Origin of the sequence: Paraglaciecola sp. 20A4 (assembly GCF_011378905.1) — a bacterium.
GTDB lineage: Bacteria > Pseudomonadota > Gammaproteobacteria > Enterobacterales > Alteromonadaceae > Paraglaciecola.
This window is the reverse complement of record NZ_WTPY01000006.1, coordinates 247,216-266,392: the sequence shown is the minus strand read 5'-3', so window position 1 is coordinate 266,392 and position 19,177 is coordinate 247,216. Positions and strand designations below refer to the sequence as shown.

Here is a 19,177-nt window from a genome sequence, read left to right as displayed (position 1 = left end):
AGCATACCTGCCAAGCAAAAGCGTGCTTGGATGAAAGCCAATTATCTGGAAGCTGTATTAACAGCGGGATTCAGTAGAATGATTAATTAATAAGCATTTATGCGGTTGCCCTGGACTACGACCCCATTAATTTTTATTTAAGTGATTCCACAAACCACTTTACTGATGCGCATATAACAGAGCATATAAAGAAGATAAATAACCAGAAATAAAATGGTGATTCATGAACTGTAACTACAGATCCTTTTAGCAAAATGTCACCATCTTGTATGGAACCTATAACAATGTATAAACCTCCAAGTATGACAAATAGATAAAGACTACTTTTACTATTAAATTTCGATAATTTTAGTTTCATTGGTTTTTCAGAACCTTATCTTCAAATGGTTTGACAGTTTCAGTAATTGTATCTCCAATAATAGTTGACACGACAGCTGATATTACTCGGGTCTTTAGGTTACCGGAGGATGTTCCGCTATTGGTAAGGATCTCATCAGCAACTATAGATGAGACTTTTCCTGTCCCGGCACCTAATGCTTCCGAAACACCACCGTTTAATGCTACATCGGCTACTGTTAGAACTGCGGAGACGCCTTGACCTCCCGGTATTAAACCTGTTACCAAAGCCGCAGGCCCCAAGCTTTCTTTTGTAGCATTACCAACAATTTTGGCTCCGTTAACAGCCCCCTCTCCGACTCTATTGGCTAAAGACCCTGCATCTTGGTTTAGTTGAGCCGCTTGCTTTTGAGGACTGTTAAATAAGTCTCTCAAGGGCTTAAACATGTCTTCAGGAGCCATTCCTGTTGGATCTGTAAATTTATAGGGGTTGTTGTTTCCATAGGCAAATCGATTGAAGCCGTGAATAATACTTCCTCTACTCATGTAGCCTAAAACATCCACCGTATCATTCGAATAAAACCGCCCAATCACTGGATCATAGTATCGTGCCTGCATATACCTGCGTATGTTAAATAGTTAACTTATGTAGTAGCCTCTTGTAAAACAAAATTATTACAAATATCTGCCCCATAACATAGCAACCTAACGATACTGCTGGCGCAGATATTTAGCTTACCGGCGATAGCATGAGAGTCACTATGCAACGATTAGGGTACTTAGGGATTTTTTGCTTAATGGCTACTTTTCAAACACACGCGTTATCCCTCTCTCCTTTGTTTTCAGATCACATGGTATTACAGCGCGATAAGCCTGTGAGGGTTTGGGGGGAAGGCCCTGAAAATCACTCCATTACCGTCACCCTGTTAAACCAAAGCTATGCTACTCAAACTGATGAAAATGGTCACTGGCAAGTCATGTTGCCCGCCCATGCGAAAGCCGGTCCATTTTCGTTGACTATCAGTGCCAATAAGATCATTACCATCAATGACGTTTACTACGGAGAGGTTTGGATAGCTGGTGGTCAGTCAAACATGGAATGGAAGCTTAAGGGAGACGTTATCGGCAACGAGCAAGCGATTGCCTCTGCGCAGCAACCCTTAATCCGTTTTTTTGACGTTCCCGATACACTGTCCCCTGTCCTTCAAAGTCAGTTGCCAGCCAGTAAATGGCAAGTTGCCACGCCAAACACCGTTGGGCGATTTTCAGCCGTAGCTTGGTTTTTCGCTTTACAGCTTCAAAAAACAGAGGATGTAGCCGTCGGGATAATTGAAAGTAACTGGGGTGGCACACCTGCTGAGGCCTGGACTGATATTGATATCGTTGCCGCTACGCCAGGCTACGAAAAGGAAGCTGCCGAGGTTAAAGCAAAAACTGACTGGCCCGAATTACTGGCGGCGAATAAGAAACAACAAGAGCTAAAATGGCAACGTATCAATTCTCCCCATAAGACCATGATTAGCCATGCCGCGGCAGTAAATTATGATGATGAACATTGGCAAGACATTGACTTGCCAAATACGGGCCCGTTACATCATTTTGTATGGCTAAGAAAGACCTTTACCCTCGAATCAGTGCCACCGGCATCGATTACGATCAACTTGGGGACTATCCGACACAATGCCCTTATCTTTATTAACGGCCACCTTATCGCTAAAACGTATAATGATAACGCAGCCCCTAGCACTGACTCCATTTACAAAATTGCCACACAATTATTGAAAGCGGGCAAAAATGTAATCGCTATTCGTGCAGCGAATGGCACAAGCAATCAAGTTTTTATCGGCGAAAAACAGCAAATGTGGGTTGATATTGGTGGTCATAAGCAGCCTATAGAAGAAAATTGGCGTTTCAGTAATTCCGTTGAAATGCCCATGCCAAAAGTCGTCAACTATAGCTACACTCCCAGCTTTTTATACAACGCTATGATATACCCTTTGCTACCCTACACTGCCCAAGGCGTGGTTTGGTACCAAGGCGAAAGCAATATCAATAAGCACGCTTATTACCACACACTCTTTGCCAATTTAATCAGCAATTGGCGTGCTCGGGCAGAATCCCCAAACATGCCGTTTTTATTCGTGCAATTGGCGGCTTATTTACCCCATAAGCCCCTGCAACCCGAGAGTAAGTGGGCCTATTTACGAGATGCCCAGCGTCAAACATTAGCGTTACCGAATACGGGTATGGCCGTTGCCATCGATGTTGGTGACGCAGAGGATCTTCATCCCAAGAATAAACGTGATGTGGGTGAGCGCTTATGGCGCATAGCGGCTAACAAAATATACGGTATACCAACAGTCCCCACAGGCCCAGACTTTACCCACTTCGAAATAAAACAAAGCGAAATAAAAATATACTTTGATAACGCAGAAGGTTTAAAAACCAATGGTAATCAAGCAGTAGAAGGTTTTATTATTGCTGGGCAAGACAAAGTATTTCGGGTGGCGCAAGCATTTATCCATGGTCAAACGGTCGTCGTTTCTCATCCAGATATAAGCGAGCCATTAGCCGTACGGTATGCATGGGCTGATAATCCTCTGGCTAACGTAATTAATAACGTTAGATTACCAGCAATGCCCTTTAGAACTGACGCTTGGTCCGCCAGTGAAGTGCGTAAAAAATAAACCACTGGCGTTGTCGAGGTTTAGCTATATGTATGCTGAGTTTTTTCACAGCAAGGCTAACCTGAATGACGCTAACCGTTGCTGGAGTATAGTGTTCTCGTTAAACACGCTTTTAGCGACTGAGTTACCTATTTATAGGTGCATCTATAGGCTCATCTAACATTCTAATCTGGACATTGCGATAAAACACCTCCGCACCTTCAGATTGAAATTGGATCTTGCCCTTGGTTAATGGCACGATTTGTCCATCAATTTTCTGCCGAGAATTAAATGCTCGGAACACTTCGTGGCCATTAATTTTATGTATGATGATTTTGTCATCGGCGAGTACTTCCATAGTGTCCCATTGACCTAGCGGTTTCTCAAAATCTCCGCGTTTTAATACACGATTAGCAATGCTTTGGCATAAAGGCATTTCAGGTTCGTAACGATAAAAATGCCAGTCGCCTTGATTAGCTGCGCCGCAATGTGCATCGATGATAACTCCGTCTAAACTATGATAGTCACCACTGTCCCCCACTTGTATTTGCATTTCATGACTGCGCAACCAATGATTCATCGACGCCCCAGGCCTACCCGTTGCAAAGTATAGTACTCCACTGTCTCTGGGTAGATGCTCTCTAGGTGACCATTTTATATCTCCCCATTTCACCTCGAATTTCAGGTGAAATTTTCCGTACTCTTCTACCGTGCTAATACCGCCCCATTCCTCTCCAGAGATACGCATTAAGCCATCTCGTACACTAAATACATTTTTGGGATCAATATTTAAGCCACGTACTGGAACGTCCGCAGGATCCTGATACTTACTGTCTTTCGGTTGATAGCTCACATAAGTTTCCCAACCAGTAAAATCGTTACCATTGAAAAGTGAAATCCATTGCTGTTTATGGAGTGACTGCTGTGGTGATTGCTCTACCTTGTCTTGAGCAAACAATGAGCCACTTATGGCTAGAGTCATACAAGCTACCAGCACCTTTTTTGAGATTACCATTTTCAATATCGCCCTTTTTGCTAAGTGCCCGATAATTTGAGCTACAAGCTAATTGTTGTTTTTTTGTAAACGAGCAATAAGTGTAGAGATAATTCTACTTAGATCGATTGTCAAAATTAGTAAGGGGTTTGTGTTATTAGGTATCAGACCTAAATACTAAATTCAGTTGTCGCATAACAATGCATTAAGTGAAGCATTCGAGGAGAATTAACTGCGTATATGAGTAGTTTTTTAGCGACATAAATTGTGCTTGTGACTTTGGAAATTAAGTGCGCAGCCATGGATAAATTGCGCAATATTTTGCTCTTGGTATAAATCGCCTTTTCCGGGTTGCTTAGCTGCCAAGGGTGGAAATGCGCCATAACCCGCTAATAGGCAATTCCAAGAGACTGCGTTAAAGTGCGTAGTAAGATCTTGACGTTTTATTTCGTTGTCAAGATCGCCACATTTGTACCACACATCGAGTATTTGCTTCAGAGACTCCGACAAATTAAGGTTAGAGCGATTTGCTCGCCAATAATCACTGTCGTCTCGGGTATTTAATTTATAGTGTGCAACAATGTAATCGCGTGTTCGTTCCAAACGTTGGTGCATCTTGAGGTTAAATTCATCTTGTAAGCGATTGCTAAAGTCACCCTCTTCAAATGCCATAATGAATTGCTCAATGGCGATTTGGGTTATGTGTAAGGCTGTTGCCTCAAGCGGTTCGATAAATCCTGACGACAAACCCACCGCCAAACAATTGTTTTGCCATTGCTTCTCAAGTGCGCCCACGCGCATGGACAAATGCCGGCACTCTTGGTTATCCCCCAGTTGTAAATGCTGTTTAAGTTCGCTCTCAGCCTGATTGGCGTCAATAAAATCCGAACTATATACATAACCATTACCAAAGCGGTTAGTTAACGGGATTTTCCAGCACCACCCTGCAGAAAGGGCCGTGGAAATCGTCTCGACGGGAATGTGTTCGCCTATAGGAGTCGGTACAACGACCGCCGCGTCGTTAAAAAGATTATCTTTATAACTATTGAATTTAACACCCAGTGTTTTTTGCATCAGTACACTGGCAAACCCGCTGCAATCTACAAAAAAGTGGCCATTGATGTTTCGTCCGTCCTTACATTGCAGACTCGCAATATCGCCATTTGGGTGACGCGTCACCGTTTCTACTTTGGTTTGAACATGCATCACTCCTAGGGATATAGCATGCTCCTGCAAAAAAGTACCCAACAGATGGGAGTCAAAATGGTAACCATATTCAATACTAAATGGGAAATTATCAGGGGTTTGTGGACCTTTCCCCTGCTTGGCTAATACACCATTTAATAAGAAGCCTTCTGGGGCCGTATGGGTAGCTAAACCCATGCGCCGAGTGCGACTATTAACCATAAACGCACGTTGGGTAAACGTATCAATTTGCGAGATAAATGGGTGGCTATATCGCTCGATACCTGATGCGGGGCTAAACCCAGCAAAGGCGATGTTCATTTTATAAGTCGCATTACACTTCCCCATCCAATCTTTTTCGGGAATGTTGAGCATTTCGAAAAAGCGCTTCAAGGTGGGCGTTGAGCCTTCTCCCACCCCAACTATTCCTATATCGGGTGACTCAATCAAACTGATCTGCAATGCTTTGCTTGCCACTTTGTCCGCCCACTTATGAGCAAACAAGTTGGCCGCCATCCAACCTGCAGTGCCACCGCCTAAGATCACAATTTGAAAAGGGATTGACATATTACACCTTACAATAGCGGGCTAAAAACTCATCATGGGACAGCATCTTACTAAGAGGCTGCTGCTTCGCTGCGGCGATTTTGTCCATCATTGAGCGCAACTCTGCTGCCTTGCCTACCTTCGCAGCTGGGTGGAAATCTGTCGGCTCGATACCTTGCCCTAACATCACCTGTAACCAAGACGCATCCCGAAAAATGTCGTGAGCATCGTTAAATATAGCTCCGCAACTGCGAAACAGCTCGATTTTGTGTTGTAAACGTGGGGGAATCGCCATGTTTCGTCTGTCTTTCCAAAAATCAGAGTCTTGGCGAGCATTAACGTGATAATGCAAAATAATAAAATCGGCAATCGTTTCAAATTCCATTTTTGACTCTGCGTTGTAGGCATCAATAATACTTTGCTGCAGCCCTTCATTAGGGAACATCTTCAGCAGGCGCACCACAGCTGACTGAATAAGATGAATACTGGTGGACTCTAAGGGCTCTAAAAAGCCACTCGCTAAGCCCACCGATACAACATTTTTATGCCATTGCTGAGCCGTTCGGCCTGTTTGGAAACTGATCTTACGGGGTTCATCCAAAGCTTTAGTGTCTAGATTACTCATCAACGTTTGATGGGCATCGTCATCTGATAAATACGCTGAGCTGTAAACCAAGCCATTACCGTTGCGGTGGGTCAGTGGAATACGCCATTGCCAGCCTGCAGCGCGGGCGATACTGCGAGTGTAAGGCAAGGTATGCTCAAAACGTTCACTGGGCACAGCTAAGGCTGTATCCGCAGGTAAATACTCGTGCCAACTATCAAACTCAACACCGAGGGTTTGTTTAATCAACAGACCTCTTTGCCCTGTGCAGTCAATAAACAAGTCTCCCTCTATTTGCTGACCGCTTTGTAATTGCAAGGCGGTGATATAGCCAGACTCTGGGTCACGCTGCACATGCTCTATCTTTCCTTCCGTTCGAACCACACCGGCTTTTTCAGCCTGTTTACGTAAGAATTGACCATATAAACCTGAGTCAAAATGATATGCATAAGGCATGTCATATATGGGATTAGGGGTATTAATTTTATTGAATTTCTGCTGCTGACAAGCAAGATAATTTAAATCGAAGTCCCACAAAGAAGCGGACATGCCGTCTTTTTTTGCCCGCAGCCAATAATGCTGAAAACTACAAAAGCCCATATTAGTACCAGGGGCACCGAAAGTATGGAAATAGCTTTCGTCTTTAACCCGCCAATTCTCAAATTTAATACCTAGCTTGATAGTAGCCTTAGTTTCCCGCAAGAATTCCTTTTCATCTAAGCCTAAATACGTGTTGAACGTATGAATGGGCGGTATCGTTGCCTCCCCCACGCCTATGATGCCAATCTCTTGGGACTCAACCAACTGAATATTAATTTGTCCCTGCAGCACTTTGCTTAGCATGGCCGCTGTCATCCAACCTGCTGTACCACCACCCGCTATTACGACGTTGCGTATTGGTTTCAACATGGTTTTAATACCGTCATCAATGCTATCCATAATTTAGAATCTTTTATGCAACTTATGTCTGTCATCATACCTATTGTCGTCACTAAAAAGCACCATCAATAAAACAAAAAAAGACCCCAGCAGTTCTTAAACTGAGGGGTCCATCACAGAGTACTATTTAATAAAATGCATAGTTAAAGTTAACCATGTATGAGGGTCCAAATTGACGACGGGTAGTTACAATTCCATTGTTATCAACGGTTTCTTCATCTACATCTGTCAAATTAGTGCCTTGTAATGAAACACGTAATCCCTGCAAGTAATCAACATCGGAATCTTCAAAGTCATAACTGATTTGGGCATCAAGTAACGTCACAGCGTTACGAGTTGATGTTTCAATTTTGTTCGAACCTCCGCGCTGATATGTGCTGAATTCAGAACGATCGGTACCGGCTAAACGCACCTCAAAACCACCCATAGCGTAATATGCTGTGACTGAGTATGTTCGATCCGATTGTCCAGGAATACTGGTGCCATCTTCAAGTTCGGCATCAATCAAGGTAGCTGAAGCTGCAATACCAAAGCCTTCTAATGCGTCAGCTAACATATTTAGCGGTACGTTTGCCGTCAACTCTAGACCTTTTACATCACCTGTTAAGCCGTCTTCAAAGAAAGAGTAACTACCGAAGTCTGGTGGCGTTATCACATCGCCCGCTGAATAAGGTGTGTTCGCCGGACCATAAAGACCATCTTCTGTGGCTATACGATCGTGGAATCCAGGAATGAAGTAATCTGCCCCGCCATTGGTGACATCATTACGAAAGTTAATGCTCAAGTCACCATCGCGAGTCCAGTTGACCAAATCTTTATAAAAGATAGCGGCAGAGACATAGCCTTCGTCTTCAAAGTAGTTTTCGAACGACAAGTCGAAGTTATTAGACTCTAATGGCTCAAGTAACGGGTTACCCGCAAACTTAGACCAAGGAGAGCCGTATTCATCCACTGCAGCTTGAGTATTAGGAACGGCGATTTGATCAATGTTTTGGCCAAACTTCACAAAACCAGAGGCTTTCATTTGATCAATACGTGCACGACTGATAGTTTTATTGGCCGCAAAGCGGACAAATTTATTTTCTGCCACTTCCACACTTACGTTCAAACTCGGTAACACATGGCTGTAATCAGTGCTAGCAGACGTTTTGCAATCGTCATCAATTTGCTGATCATTATTGGCATCACAAACCGCAAAATTAGCGCCTACGACCCCAGTATATCCAGATGATGATTGGTCAGTTTGTACGTACTGTAACCCAATATTACCCATTACAGGGAAGTTGCCTAGCTCAGTATTAAAGTCTACTTTAGCGTATAACGTAGTGACTTCTTCTTCCACCACATACGTGTCTCCTAAACGGTCAGGCTCAAGTAAACCCGCGTCGTTCAGCGTATACTCGCCATCCTCATAGGGTTTAAAACCATCATAAGCCACTACATGACCTAAACCGGCCCACGTTAAATCAGTCAAACCGTTATATAAGTATGATTGTGGTATAGCGCTAGATGACGGATACGAAGAAGAAGTGGCAAAGAAGCCTTTGTTTTCTTTATCTTTATAACGGTCACTGTAGTTTACGCCTGCCGTTACTTTGGTAAACACGTCACCATCGAGTAAACCAACTACTTCAAATTTATAAGTGGTTAACTCCTCACTGAAGTCAGCATAGTTTAAGAACCCATCCTGAGCATTTAAGTAGCTGTATGGCGAACCATTAGCGGTTAATTCAGTGCTGGTGAATTGGTCAGCCAAATTCGCTAAACCACCGCCCCATTCTTGTGGTCCTGTCAGTTGAAGGGCCGTTGGGTCAGCAAAAGCGTCCAGCCCAGTTGAACCGGTAAACGTAACACCGTCAGAACTCATTTGGAATTCGCGCGAGCCTAGTCCCGATGAATCAAGCGAACCGGAGCGGGCTAAACCTGAATAAGACTCGCCGCGTAAGTCACGTTTTGTAGATTCACTGTTTGCTACATCTAATTCAACTGACCAATTGTCGTTAATGTGATAACCCACGTTCAAGCCAAATACTTGCAAATCACCATCTTTCTTCGACGGGTCCGTTCTCAAAACAGGATTAACACCTACTTGAGTTCCGGAAGTATTTATACCAGCGCCTGTCATTGAGCCCGTATTGAAAGGTTCGATAAAGCCACGTATCACGCCTGAGTCAGAATAGCTTATGTCTAACGCATCGATGACAATGTCTAAGTTTTCATTAGGCTGGAACTGCAGTACAGCAGAAATGGTGTCACGTTCTAATACCGTGCTGATAGCTTGGCTGTCTAAGCCAGAAGGGGTGATTTGCCCTTCGTCATTAGTGTTATAACCCCAAACACCATACTTACGTTGGTTGTTTGGCGATTCAGTGCTGGCCAGGGCCACCGCTAAACCAATGGTATCGTCAGCAAATTTTTCCACAAAAGATAAAGATAAACGATGACCTTTGTTATCAAATTCTGGGTTATCTGATTCACGACCTGAAATTCCATAATTGCCGTTTATCGTTAAGGTTTCTTGTGCCTGCAACGGGCGAACCGTTTGTAAATCAACGGTACCACCGATACCTTGCACCATAAGCGCAGCATCAGACGTTTTATAGATGGTTGCACCGGTCATAATCTCTGACGGGTATAAATCATATTCAACGCCACGGTTATCGCCGATACCGATGAGTTCACGACCATTTAACGAGGTGCCAGTGAAATCTTCTTTAAAGCCACGTACCGAAATACCAGACGTACGTCCGCCTACTCGCTCACCAGACATACCCGGCAAACGGGCCAATGACTCAGCGATAGATGAATCGGGTAATTTACCGATATCTTCTGCAGATATAGCTTCGACAATAGACGAGTTCTCCATTTTTACCGCTTGCGCTCGGATAAGTGATCCTCGAATACCTGTTACCTGAATCACTTCAGTGTCTTCGCCAACGGCGTCAGCATTGGCTTGTTGAGCGAATGCGACAGGTGAAATACCAAATGCAAAGCCACTTGAAATAAGTGCAGCTTTAATTAAATTAGGTTTAAAATTTTTCATGTATGTGTGTCCCGGTTCTAGACCCAGAAATTAACCCGTTATTTTGGTTAACGACTTGTAGTCAATTGTTACAGCTTTGTTCTAGTTGCCACGATAGTACCGTTTAGTCTTACCTTGCCTCAATGTCTTGCATACGTATTCAATGAAAATAAACAACATATTATTAACAGTCATTAGATAACACTATGCTTGCAAAACAGCTTAAGGCACTGAATTAGAGCCATATTTAATGTAACAGAGAAGGAAGAAGAATAAGGAGGTGATACGACCTTATAAAATGCAGATACTCTATTCTTGTATAGTTTACAATGATAGCCTTGGGGTTAATGCTTTTAGATATACACCTTGTATTATAAATGAACAAGCCCGCCGAAAAACAACATAAATATCAGTTGGAAGCGCTTCCGTCTCCCAGGGAAGTCTTTGATGTGACAGCCGAGAACTTCGCGCAAAAGGTGACGAGTACCTATTCACCAGCAGTGCTTAGAGGATTTGCAAAACATTGGCCCATTGTAGAGGCTGCAGGCCAATCAAATAACGCTCTAGTGGACTACTTAAGTCAGTTTGACAAAGACCAGACGTTACCAGTTATCGTATTGCCGAAAGAAACTAAAGGGCGTATGTTTTACGATGCCGCTATGACGGGGGTTAATTTTCAACAAACTCAGGGAACCCTGCAGCAAGCACTGGCAAATATGCAGCGCTATAAATCCCGTTTAACCAGTGATAGCGTTTGCGTACAAAGCGCACGAATAAAAGAAACCTTGCCTGGGCTCGCCTCGCAACTCGATAATCCGTTGCTACCGGGTAATCATCCCTATATCTGGATAGGAAATCCGATTACCGTGGCGGCGCATTTTGACGAAGCACATAATATAGCGGTAGTCACCGCGAGCAAACGCAGATTTACGTTATTTCCTCCGCAACAAATTAGTAACCTTTATATTGGACCCTTAGATTTCACTCCTGCAGGACAACCCATTAGTTTGGTTGATTTAAGGGCTCCTGATTTACACAAATATCCTAAGTATCCTCAGGCGTTTTCCGCAGGATTATCAGTGGAACTGGAACCCGGTGATGCGATTTACATCCCCTCCCCTTGGTGGCACCACGTTGAATCGATAAGCGATATAAACGTTTTAATTAATTATTGGTGGAGCAGCGACTATGTTACAACGGCAAAGCCTTTTCCTATGCTTATTCATGCAATACAAGCACTAAAGAGCCAACCCCTAGATCAGCAGCAAGCTTGGCAAAGTATGTTAGAACATTATCTACTTGAAAACGACCATGATCCTGCACGTCATATTCCCCCAGCGGCGAGAGGAATATTGGGTGACTATACAGATCTGCTATCACTGAAAGTACATCAATGGCTAGCAAAGCTATTAAGTTAAATCCCACCTGCGAATTTTTCGTTATTTGCCGTGACTATAGGCATAAAAAAACCCGCTTTCAAAGCGGGTTTTTATAAGAACTAAACGGGATTACCAACCAGTAATTTCGCGAAGACCTTTGCCGATATCAGCCAATGAACGAACAGTCTTAACGCCTGCATCTTCAAGTGCTTTAAATTTATCATCAGCCGTACCTTTACCACCAGAGATAATGGCACCAGCGTGACCCATACGCTTACCAGCAGGTGCAGTTACACCAGCAATGTAAGAAACAACAGGTTTAGTGATATTAGCTTTGATGAACGCCGCTGCTTCTTCTTCAGCCGTTCCACCAATTTCACCAATCATTACGATTGCTTCAGTCTTAGGATCGTCTTGGAACATCTGTAGGATGTCGATGAAGTTTGAACCAGGGATAGGATCGCCGCCAATACCAACACAGGTAGATTGGCCAAAACCTTCATCAGTTGTTTGCTTAACCGCTTCGTACGTCAACGTACCAGAGCGAGAAACAATACCGACTTTTCCTGGCTTATGAATATGACCAGGCATGATACCGATTTTACATTCGCCTGGGGTGATAACACCTGGGCAGTTAGGACCGATCATGCGAACGCCTTTACCGTTTACGTATTCTTTAACGTAAAGCATGTCTAGCGTCGGAATACCTTCAGTAATACAAACGATCAACTCGATACCTGCATCAGCAGCTTCAACAATCGAATCCTTACAGAAAGGGGCTGGCACATAAATAACAGTCGCCGTGGCGCCTGTTTCTGCTACGGCTTCGCGTACCGTGTTAAACACAGGTAGACCTAGGTGAGTAGTACCACCTTTACCAGGTGTAACACCGCCAACCATTTGCGTACCGTATTCGATAGCTTGTTCTGAGTGGAAAGTACCTTGCCCACCAGTGAAACCTTGGCAGATAACCTTGGTGTTCTTGTCGATTAGTACGCTCATGCAGCACCTCCGGCAGCTTTAACAACTTGTTTTGCAGCATCCGTTAAACTAGAAGCAGCGATGATGTCTAGGCCTGAGTTAGCAAGAACTTCACGACCTAGTTCGGCATTTGTACCTTCTAAACGCACAACAACTGGGATAGTAACACCCACTTCTTTAACAGCGCCGATAATGCCTTCCGCGATCATGTCACAACGAACGATACCACCGAAAATGTTAACCAGAACAGCAGCAACATTTGAGTCAGAAAGAATGATCTTAAATGCTTCAGCTACGCGCTCTTTAGTTGCACCGCCGCCTACATCTAGGAAGTTAGCTGGTGAGCCACCGTGCAAGTTAACGATATCCATCGTGCCCATTGCAAGGCCTGCGCCGTTAACCATACAACCAATGTTGCCATCAAGTGCTACGTAGTTTAATTCCCACTTAGCTGCTTGCGCTTCACGTGCATCTTCTTGAGATGGATCGTGCATATCTTGCAATTTTGGTTGACGGTAAATAGCGTTGCTATCAATTGCTACTTTCGCGTCTAAACAATGAAGGTTGCCGTCTTCTTTAATAACAAGCGGGTTAACTTCAATTAGTGCAACGTCTTTTTCTTCAAACAATTTGGCCAAACCTAAAAAGATTTGGGTGAACTGTTTAATTTGAACACCTTTTAGACCAAGCTTGAACGCCATTTCGCGTGCTTGATAAGGTTGAGCTCCTACTAGAGGATCGATCTCAGCCTTAAGAATTTTTTCTGGGGTTTCTTCTGCTACAGTCTCGATTTCAACACCACCTTCGGTAGATGCCATGAAAACAACTCGACGAGACGCGCGATCAACAACAGCACCTAAGTACAATTCTTGCGCAATATCTGTACAGCTTTCTACCAATATTTTGCTTACTGGTTGGCCAGCTTCATCTGTTTGATAGGTGACCAAGTTTGTACCAAGCCATTTTTGTGCAAACGCCTTGATTTCATCTTTAGTTTTAACAAGCTTAACACCACCTGCTTTACCACGACCGCCAGCGTGAACCTGACATTTTACAACCCATTCAGTGCCGCCAATACGATCTGCAGCTTCAATTGCTGCCTGTGGAGTATCCACAGCATATCCTTCAGATACAGGTAACCCGTATTCAGCGAATAATTGTTTACCCTGATATTCATGCAAATTCATGGTTTTCTATCCGTTTTATTTAAACAAAAGCTGCATTTAACAGCTTGATTTTGGTAGCCGACATCATAGCAATAACAACGGCGAGATACGGGGATATCATCGATATCCCCGTCTAGATCCGATTATACATCCAATAACAGACGTGTTGGATCTTCTAACATTTCTTTGATCGTAACCAAGAAGCTAACCGACTCTTTACCGTCGATGATTCTATGATCATAAGAAAGTGCTAAATACATCATCGGTAAAATTTCAACTTTACCGTTTACCGCCATAGGACGATCTTGGATTTTATGCATTCCCAAGATTGCGCTTTGGGGTAAATTAATAATGGGCGTTGAAAGCAAAGAGCCGAATACACCACCATTAGTAATAGTAAAGTTACCGCCTTGCATATCCGCCATTGACAACTTACCGTCACGGCCTTTAAGCGCTAGTGCTTTAATACCGCCTTCGATACCGGCCATACCTAACGTATCACAGTCGCGCAATACAGGTGTAACCAAACCCCGTGGGGTTGAAACAGCAATCGAGATATCGAAATAGTTATGATAACAAATGTCATCACCGTCAAGAGACGCATTAACTTCGGGGAAACGTTTAAGCGCTTCGGTTACGGCTTTCACATAGAAAGACATAAAACCTAAACGAATGCCGTGGCGCTTCTCAAAAGACTCTTGATATTGCTTACGAAGATCCATAATAGGCTTCATGTTCACTTCGTTAAACGTAGTGAGCATTGCAGTTGAGTTTTTCGCTTCTAGTAAACGAGTAGCAATGGTTTTACGTAAACGCGTCATCGGTACACGTTTTTCGGTGCGTTCGCCAGACAATGCTGGAGCAACATCAGTCGTTTTAGCTGGTGCAGCTGCTTTACTTGGTGCAGACAATGATTTCTCAACGTCTTCTTTAGTCACCCGACCGCCTTTACCTGAGCCTTTAATACTTGCAGCATCAATACCCTTTTCAGCTAACAAACGGCGAACTGAGGGGCTAAGCGCATCACTTTCTGCACCACTAGCATCATTATCAACACTGGCCGGGGCATCTGCTTTAGCTGGTGCAGCACCCGCTTTGAAATTAGCAATGACTTGCTCACCCATTACGGTTTCGCCTTCTTGAGCAATGATATCGCTCAATGTGCCATCGGCTGGTGCAACGACTTCTAAAACCACTTTATCGGTTTCAATATCAACCAAGTTTTGGTCACGCGAGACCGCTTCGCCTGGTTGAACATGCCATGTTGCTATGGTTGCATCTGCCACTGATTCGGGCAATACAGGTACTTTAATCTCCACTGACTCACCTTTATTACTGGATGTTTTCTCTGCCGCTGGTGCGCTTTGCTCTTTAGCTTGTGACGCATCAGCCCCTTCTTCAAATTTAGCAATTACTTGCTCGCCTAAAACCGTTGCACCTTCTTCATCGATGATAGAGCTTAAAACTCCATCTGCTGGCGCAACCACTTCAAGTACCACTTTATCGGTCTCAATATCAACCAAGTTTTGATCGCGAGTAACCTGTTCACCTACCTTCACATGCCAAGTGGCAATTGATGCATCGGCCACAGATTCTGGCAATACCGGTACTTTAATATCTATTGTCATACTGGTTCCTTATTTAATCGTTAATGCATCATCAACCAAATCTTTTTGCTGTTGGTTGTGAACAGAAATATACCCTACCGCAGGCGACGCAGATGCGTTACGACCGGCATAACTAAGTTTTGCGCCATTTGGAACCGCAGACCAGAAATGATGCTGACTACAATACCAAGCACCTTGATTCTGAGGCTCTTCTTGACACCAAACCCAATCGGTAACATGTTTGAACTTATTGACGATAGGCTCGATTTCCGCATGAGGGAACGGATACAACTGCTCAATACGTATAATCGCCACATCGTCCTGTTCGCTCTTACGACGTTGGTCAAGCAAGTCATAATAAACTTTACCTGAACACATCACGACGCGTTTCACCTTGGCAGGATCCATTTCATCAATTTCATCAATTACGTTTTGGAACACGCCGGTAGACAACTCTTCTAACGAAGATACGGCTAACGGATGGCGTAACAATGACTTGGGTGACATAACAATTAAAGGCTTACGCATAGGTCGAATTGCTTGACGACGTAACATATTAAAGACTTGCGCAGGCGTTGAGGGTACACAAACTTGCCAATTATGATCAGCACACATTTGTAGAAAACGCTCTAAACGTGCAGAGCTGTGCTCTGGACCTTGCCCTTCATAGCCATGAGGAAGCAACATAGTTAAGCCACATAAACGGCCCCACTTTGCTTCACCTGAACTGAGGAATTGGTCAATAACTACTTGGGCGCCGTTGGCAAAATCACCAAATTGCGCTTCCCAAATCGTTAATGTACCGGGCTCGGCAGTCGCGTAACCAAATTCAAATGCCAGTACTGCCGCTTCAGATAATACTGAATCATATATTTCCATTTTGCCTTGTTCGGCATGCAGATGAGTAAGAGGCATATACGTCTCACCGTTAGTCTGCCCATGCAAAACAGCATGACGATGGAAAAACGTACCACGGCCTGAATCTTGACCTGTCATACGAATATTTGATCCCGCATCAACAATTGAAGCGTAAGCTAAATTCTCTGCCATTCCCCAATCAAGCAGTTTTTCACCTGCCATCATCGAACGTCTGTCTTGGTATAGTTTAGCCACTCGTGACTGAAGTTTAAGATCTTCAGGGAAAGTACACAGTTTGTCGCCTAGTTCTTTGAGCTTTTCAACACTAATTTCTTTCGCGTAGGGCGCTGTCCAGTCGTGGCCAAGGTATGGAGTCCAATCAACTGAATGCTCAGTCATTGGGCGCCATTCTTCCACCACGCAGGCTCCATGATCAAGTGCAGCACGATAATCGGCTACTAACTTTTCAATTTCGTGAGACTCGATTGAACCTTCAGCTAACAATTGATCTGCGTAAAGTTGTCGCGGAACGGCATGCTTCTTAATTTTTTTATACATCAACGGCTGTGTTGCACTGGGCTCATCAGCTTCATTGTGTCCATGACGACGGTAGCAAACTAAGTCAATGACGACATCACGTTTGAATTTATTACGGTAATCTAAAGCTAATTTAGTCACAAACATAACCGCTTCAGGATCATCCGAATTCACATGAAAAATAGGCGCTTGGACCATCTTAGCGATATCTGTACAGTATTGGGTCGAGCGTGTATCTTCTGCGTTCGACGTAGTGAAACCAACTTGGTTGTTGATAACAATACGTACCGTGCCACCGACTTTAAAGCCTCGAGTCTGAGACATGTTGAATGTCTCTTGTACGACACCTTGACCAGCAATTGCCGAGTCACCGTGAATGGTAATTGGCAGCACTACTGAGCCATCATCACATTTTCTGCGATCAAGACGTGCACGAACTGAACCAATAACTACTGGGTTAACAATCTCTAAATGAGAAGGGTTAAACGCCAATGCTAGATGCACATTACCGCCAGGAGTAGCAAAATCTGATGAATAACCCGCGTGATATTTTACGTCGCCAGCACCTAATGTGTTGTCATGCTTGCCAGAGAATTCATCGAATAAAACAGAAGGGTTTTTACCCAGCACATTAACCAGAACGTTGATACGCCCTCGGTGAGCCATGCCGATAACCACTTCTTTTGTACCACAATCGCCCGCGTGACTGATTAAGCCTTTGAGCATGGGTACCAGTGCGTCACCGCCTTCTAGAGAGAAACGCTTCGCTCCAGGGAATTTAGCGCCGAGGTATTTTTCCATACCGTCTGCAGAAACAAGGCCTTTAAGAATAGACACTTTTTCGTCACGCGTTATTTGCGGTTTCGCTTGTACTGACTCGATTTTGTCTTGTAACCAACGCTTTTGGTCTGTATCGGTGATATGCATATACTCAGTACCGATAGAGCCACAATAAGTATTATTTAGGGATTTAAATAAATCTCCTAATTTCATACTGTCTTGACCTATGGCGTAGGAGCCTACATTGAATACAGTTTCAAAATCTTGTTCTGACAACGAATGATGCGACAACTCTAAATCACGAACTCTGGGTTGTTTCCATAATTCTAAAGGATCTAGGTTGGCGTGCTGATGACCACGAAAACGGTAAGCATTAATAAGCTGTAATACTTTGACCTGCTTCTCGTCACTTGCATTTGATGTTCCAGTTGGAACTTTGCCTGCTCGAGCGACAGGGCCAAGTGCAGCTAACGCTCGGAATTGATCACGAATTTCACTGTGCTTAGTCTCAAGCTCAGCTCCTTCGACCTTTGGTAATTTGTCGAAAATAGCACGCCATTCATCAGTTACGCTTTTCGCGTCATCGAGATATGCTTCGTATAGTTCTTCTACATAAGCAGCGTTGCCACCAGCCATGTGAGAAGACTCCCACCATGCTTTCATCACGCTTTGTTGCATTGTTGTCCCTTGATTTTTATTAAGACTCACAATTATATGTGCTGTTGCACACGACCTTTAAAGGTTTGCGGATGCTCACCTTAAACTACAGTTTATATACTAAAAAAATAGCCACCCTATTAGGGATGGCTATTTAGACATTATCATTCTGAAGACTTAACTTACAGAATTAAAAACTAAACAGCCCGCTGGAGCAAAAGAGATTTTATATGCCCTATCGCTTTGGTCGGATTTAGTCCTTTTGGACATACGCTTACGCAGTTCATGATACCGTGACAACGGAACACACTAAACGCATCGTCAAGATCACTCAATCGTTCTTCTGTAGCAGTATCACGAGTATCAGCTAAGAAGCGATAAGCGTGCAATAAGCCAGCGGGACCGATGAATTTATCAGGATTCCACCAGAACGAAGGACATGATGATGAACAACACGCGCATAAAATGCACTCGTATAATCCATCTAACTTCTCACGCTCTTCAGGTGATTGTAAAAACTCACGGGCCGGTGGCTGGTTGTTATCGTTAATTAAAAACGGCTTAATTTTTTCGTACTGGGTATAGAACTGAGTTAGATCAACAACTAAGTCACGTACCACTGGCATACCCGGTAACGGACGCACAATAATTTTTTTATTGCCAAACGTAGATAGTGGCGTGATGCACGCCAAACCGTTTTTACCGTTCATGTTCATGCCATCAGAGCCACAAACGCCCTCTCGGCAAGAGCGACGGAATGACAACGTTGGGTCTTTTTCTTTCAACGCGATAAGTGCATCAAGCACCATCATGTCTTGACCTTCTTCAACCTCAAGCGTGTAGTCTTGCATACGAGGAGCATTGTCTACATCTGGATTATAGCGATAAACAGAAAATGATAATTGCATATGCTTAACTCC

The 19,177-nt window shown here is 43.8% G+C and carries 12 protein-coding genes; 2 read left to right on the top strand and 10 right to left on the bottom strand.

Annotation, left to right across the window (positions count from 1 at the left end; all coding sequences use genetic code 11):
- Nucleotides 1–354: 354 nt before the first annotated feature.
- Nucleotides 355–954, bottom strand: a complete 600-nt coding sequence (locus tag GQS54_RS09415) for an RHS repeat-associated core domain-containing protein (protein ID WP_166423728.1) — start codon at nt 952–954, stop codon at nt 355–357.
- Nucleotides 955–1,133: 179 nt separating this feature from the next.
- On the opposite strand from GQS54_RS09415, the gene GQS54_RS09410 reads away from it, so the two are divergent.
- Nucleotides 1,134–3,023 (top strand): sialate O-acetylesterase, encoded by a 1,890-nt coding sequence (locus GQS54_RS09410; protein ID WP_240919884.1) that lies wholly within the window; start codon nt 1,134–1,136, stop codon nt 3,021–3,023.
- Between the two features lie 124 nt (nt 3,024–3,147).
- Here GQS54_RS09410 and GQS54_RS09405 read toward each other — a convergent pair whose 3' ends face one another.
- The 4 genes from GQS54_RS09405 to GQS54_RS09390 all read right to left on the bottom strand — a co-directional run bounded on the left by GQS54_RS09405 (nt 3,148) and on the right by GQS54_RS09390 (nt 10,313).
- The gene (locus tag GQS54_RS09405; RefSeq protein WP_240919883.1) at nt 3,148–3,984 is read right to left on the bottom strand and encodes a DUF1080 domain-containing protein; all 837 of its coding nucleotides are present in this window, start codon (nt 3,982–3,984) and stop codon (nt 3,148–3,150) included.
- 264 nt (nt 3,985–4,248) lie between these two features.
- Nucleotides 4,249–5,748 carry a tryptophan halogenase family protein gene (locus GQS54_RS09400; protein WP_166423726.1) on the bottom strand — a complete coding sequence of 500 codons (1,500 nt, stop codon included), beginning with the start codon at nt 5,746–5,748 and terminating at the stop codon, nt 4,249–4,251.
- Between the two features lies 1 nt (nt 5,749).
- Nucleotides 5,750–7,240 carry a tryptophan halogenase family protein gene (locus GQS54_RS09395; RefSeq protein ID WP_166423749.1) on the bottom strand — a complete coding sequence of 497 codons (1,491 nt, stop codon included), beginning with the start codon at nt 7,238–7,240 and terminating at the stop codon, nt 5,750–5,752.
- A 157-nt stretch (nt 7,241–7,397) separates the two neighbouring features.
- The gene (locus tag GQS54_RS09390) at nt 7,398–10,313 is read right to left on the bottom strand and encodes a TonB-dependent receptor (protein WP_166423725.1); all 2,916 of its coding nucleotides are present in this window, start codon (nt 10,311–10,313) and stop codon (nt 7,398–7,400) included.
- Between the two features lie 356 nt (nt 10,314–10,669).
- On the opposite strand from GQS54_RS09390, the gene GQS54_RS09385 reads away from it, so the two are divergent.
- Nucleotides 10,670–11,710: a cupin-like domain-containing protein gene (locus GQS54_RS09385; protein WP_166423724.1), complete on the top strand. Its 1,041-nt coding sequence runs from the start codon at nt 10,670–10,672 to the stop codon at nt 11,708–11,710.
- A 90-nt stretch (nt 11,711–11,800) separates the two neighbouring features.
- Here GQS54_RS09385 and sucD read toward each other — a convergent pair whose 3' ends face one another.
- The 5 genes from sucD to GQS54_RS09360 form a co-directional block, all read right to left on the bottom strand.
- The gene (sucD, locus tag GQS54_RS09380; RefSeq protein ID WP_158769640.1) at nt 11,801–12,673 is read right to left on the bottom strand and encodes a succinate--CoA ligase subunit alpha; all 873 of its coding nucleotides are present in this window, start codon (nt 12,671–12,673) and stop codon (nt 11,801–11,803) included.
- On the bottom strand, nt 12,670–13,839 hold the full coding sequence (gene sucC, locus GQS54_RS09375) for an ADP-forming succinate--CoA ligase subunit beta (RefSeq protein WP_158769639.1): 1,170 nt from the start codon (nt 13,837–13,839) through the stop codon (nt 12,670–12,672). Before sucC ends, sucD begins: the two co-directional genes overlap by 4 nt.
- Before the next feature lie 122 nt (nt 13,840–13,961).
- On the bottom strand, nt 13,962–15,446 hold the full coding sequence (gene odhB, locus GQS54_RS09370) for a 2-oxoglutarate dehydrogenase complex dihydrolipoyllysine-residue succinyltransferase (RefSeq protein WP_166423723.1): 1,485 nt from the start codon (nt 15,444–15,446) through the stop codon (nt 13,962–13,964).
- 9 nt (nt 15,447–15,455) lie between these two features.
- Nucleotides 15,456–18,278, bottom strand: a complete 2,823-nt coding sequence (gene sucA, locus GQS54_RS09365; RefSeq protein WP_166423722.1) for a 2-oxoglutarate dehydrogenase E1 component — start codon at nt 18,276–18,278, stop codon at nt 15,456–15,458.
- Nucleotides 18,279–18,454: 176 nt separating this feature from the next.
- Nucleotides 18,455–19,165, bottom strand: coding sequence for a succinate dehydrogenase iron-sulfur subunit (locus GQS54_RS09360; RefSeq protein WP_166423721.1), 711 nt, complete (start codon nt 19,163–19,165; stop codon nt 18,455–18,457).
- Between the last annotated feature and the right edge of the window lie 12 nt (nt 19,166–19,177).

Coding starts and splice junctions, on each gene's coding strand:
- GQS54_RS09360 (WP_166423721.1), bottom strand. CDS start 19,165: ATGCAATTATCATTTTCTGTTTATCGCTATAATCCAGATGTAGACAAT.
- GQS54_RS09385 (WP_166423724.1), top strand. CDS start 10,670: ATGAACAAGCCCGCCGAAAAACAACATAAATATCAGTTGGAAGCGCTT.
- sucC (WP_158769639.1), bottom strand. CDS start 13,839: ATGAATTTGCATGAATATCAGGGTAAACAATTATTCGCTGAATACGGG.
- sucA (WP_166423722.1), bottom strand. CDS start 18,278: ATGCAACAAAGCGTGATGAAAGCATGGTGGGAGTCTTCTCACATGGCT.
- GQS54_RS09410 (WP_240919884.1), top strand. CDS start 1,134: ATGGCTACTTTTCAAACACACGCGTTATCCCTCTCTCCTTTGTTTTCA.
- GQS54_RS09405 (WP_240919883.1), bottom strand. CDS start 3,984: ATGACTCTAGCCATAAGTGGCTCATTGTTTGCTCAAGACAAGGTAGAG.
- GQS54_RS09390 (WP_166423725.1), bottom strand. CDS start 10,313: ATGAAAAATTTTAAACCTAATTTAATTAAAGCTGCACTTATTTCAAGT.
- GQS54_RS09400 (WP_166423726.1), bottom strand. CDS start 5,748: ATGTCAATCCCTTTTCAAATTGTGATCTTAGGCGGTGGCACTGCAGGT.
- GQS54_RS09395 (WP_166423749.1), bottom strand. CDS start 7,240: ATGTTGAAACCAATACGCAACGTCGTAATAGCGGGTGGTGGTACAGCA.
- GQS54_RS09415 (WP_166423728.1), bottom strand. CDS start 954: ATGCAGGCACGATACTATGATCCAGTGATTGGGCGGTTTTATTCGAAT.
- odhB (WP_166423723.1), bottom strand. CDS start 15,446: ATGACAATAGATATTAAAGTACCGGTATTGCCAGAATCTGTGGCCGAT.
- sucD (WP_158769640.1), bottom strand. CDS start 12,673: ATGAGCGTACTAATCGACAAGAACACCAAGGTTATCTGCCAAGGTTTC.